A 2,360-nucleotide genomic window follows, 5' to 3' on the forward strand; every position below is an offset into this window, starting at 1 on the left:
ACCCCCGAGCTAAACAAAATCCACCTGTAGTTCCTGCGGGGCTGACCGGCCCGCCGGGCAGGGGCGGCCACCCCTTAGGTAGCGCCGCGGTCGGGTCCCGGCCGCGGCGCTTCGCCGCCCGCTCCGGCGCGGTTCAGGGCGGTGCGGCGCCGCGGCGGGTGGCGGCGGCGAGGACGTCGGGGAGGTCGTCCAGGCGGTCCAGGGTGTGGAAGGCGCGGGCCATCCTGGGGTGGTGGGCGAAGCGGTCGCGGTGGCGGTCGAGGAAGGCCCAGTAGCCGGTGGTGTACGGGCAGGCGCGGTCGCCGGTGCGGTCGGAGGGGCGGTAGGCGCAGCCGTCGCACAGGTCGCTCATCCGGTGGATGTAGGCGCCGCCGGTGGTGTACGGCTTGCTGGTCATCGCGCCGCCGTCCGCGTACTGGGACATGCCCAGGACGTTGGGCAGCATCACCCAGTCGTAGCCGTCCACGAAGCAGCGGTGGAACCAGTCGGTGACCGCGGCCGGGTCCCAGCCGTCCTGGAGGGCCCGGCCGCCCAGCACCATCAGGCGCGGGATGTGGTGGGTCCAGCCGGTGTCGCGCACCTGGGCGAGGACGGTGGACAGGCAGCGGGCCCGCACGGCGTCGGCGTCCAGGTCGAGGAACCAGCGCGGCAGCGGCTCGTGGTGGCCGAGCGCGTTGCGTTCGCGGTAGGCGGGGTCGAAGTGCCAGTACAGCTGCCACACGAACTCGCGCCAGCCCGCGACCTGCCGGATGTAGCCCTCGGCGCTGTTGAGCGGCGCGTTCCCGGACCGCCAGGCCAGTTCGGCGCGGCCCACGCACTCGGCCGGGTCGAGCAGTCCGAGGTTGAGGGAACTCGACAGCAGGCTGTGGGCGAGGACGCCGTCGCGGGCGAGCATGGCGTCCTCGTAGGTGCCGAACGCCGGCAGTCTGCGGTCGGTGAAGTGGCGCAGGGCGGCCAGTGCCTGGCGCCGGGTGGCGGGGAAGCGGCGGGGGCCGTCGCGGCCCACGAAGGAGACCAGGCCCTGGCGTTCCCACCGGTCGAGGTCGTCCCGCACCTCCGCGTCGATGGCGTCCTCCCTGGCCCGCCAGGGCGGGGGGACGGGGAGCCGGTCCCGGTCGCGCGGGGGCGGTTCGCGGTTGTCGTGGTCGAGGTTCCAGGTGCCGCCGGCCGGGCCGCCGTCGTCCATCAGCAGGCCCTGGGAGGTGCGTACCCACCGGTAGAAGTCCTCCATGCGCAGGCCCCGTTCGCCGCGCCCCTCGGCCCAGGTTCCGAAGTCCGCGCGGGAGGTGAGGAAGCCGCGTGGCTCCAGCACGTCCACCGCGTCCAGGGAGGTGACGAAGCCGAGGGCGGCGTGGGAGGTGGGGGCGTGGACGGTCAGCCGCTCCCCGGAGCGCAGCACCGTGCGCAGCCCTTCCCGGTAGGTGTCGGCCCGGACGTAGCGGACGCGGTCGCCGAGTTCGGCGGCGCGGTGGCGCATGGCCGAGAGGACGAGATGGGCCTTGGCGCGGTGGAACCGGCGGCGGCGCAGGACCGAGCGGGCCTCGATCATCAGCAGGGGTGCCCCGCGGTCGCAGCCGCCGTGGCGTGGATCGGTGAAGCGGGGGCCGAGCTGGTCCCCGAAGAGCCAGTGGGTGCGTACGGCCATGGTGCGTCCTCGGCTTCCGCGCGGGGGTGGAGGGGAGGACCCGCTCGGTGTGGGGCGGTCCGTGCCGGGCCGGCCGTCCTGCGGGTGGCGTCGGAATCCGCCGCCGGGGTAGGTGGGGCACGCTGGGGGGACGGAGTTTCCGAGGGATCAGGAGGGTGTTCGTCATGGACAGCACGGCGTTGCGGGTGATCGGGGCGGCCACGTGCGCGTACGGCGTGGCGGTGGCGGTCAGGCCCGGCTGGCTGGCCCGGCCGTCGGGGCTGGGCGAGGACGCGCGGGTGGCGGCCGCGCTGCGGCCGGTGGGGCTGCGGGACGCCGTGTCGGGGGCGGCCATGGTGCTGGCGCCCGAGGGGCCGGCGCTGCGGACGGCGGCGCTGCTGCGGATCGCCGCCGATGTCGGGGACGCGGTGGTGCTGGGGCGGACGCTGGAGGGGGTGTGGCGGCGGCGGGGCGCGGTGGCGGTGTCGCTGGCCTGGGGGGCGCTGTCGGTGGGCGCGCTGGTGGCGCCGCACCGGGTGGCGTCCCGGGGGTGCGGTGACGGGGCGCGCCGGCCGGCGGCCGGGCGGGCCGCCGGCTGAGCGGCCGGGGTTCCGGTGGGCGGCGGGCGCCGCGGGGCGGGGGCCGGTTCCCGTCCCGCGGCGGCCGGTTCAGCCGTCGGAGACGCTGACCTCGAAGCGCTCCCAGACCCGGTGCCGGCCGAGCAGCCGGGCGATGT

2 protein-coding genes are annotated in these 2,360 nt (G+C 76.4%); one reads left to right on the top strand and one right to left on the bottom strand.

Going from position 1 to position 2,360, the window contains the following annotated elements; translation table 11 throughout:
* Positions 1–133: 133 nt before the first annotated feature.
* Positions 134–1,645 carry a cryptochrome/photolyase family protein gene (locus ACFV5N_RS27100; RefSeq protein ID WP_385604963.1) on the bottom strand — a complete coding sequence of 504 codons (1,512 nt, stop codon included), beginning with the start codon at positions 1,643–1,645 and terminating at the stop codon, positions 134–136.
* 164 nt (positions 1,646–1,809) lie between these two features.
* Between ACFV5N_RS27100 and ACFV5N_RS27105 the strand changes: the two genes are divergently transcribed.
* Entirely contained in the window at positions 1,810–2,223 is a 414-nt protein-coding gene (locus ACFV5N_RS27105) for a hypothetical protein (RefSeq protein WP_385604966.1), read from the top strand.
* Positions 2,224–2,360: the final 137 nt, after the last annotated feature.

The sequence above is a fragment of the Streptomyces sp. NPDC059853 genome (assembly GCF_042731495.1).
In the GTDB taxonomy this organism is placed as follows: domain Bacteria; phylum Actinomycetota; class Actinomycetes; order Streptomycetales; family Streptomycetaceae; genus Streptomyces.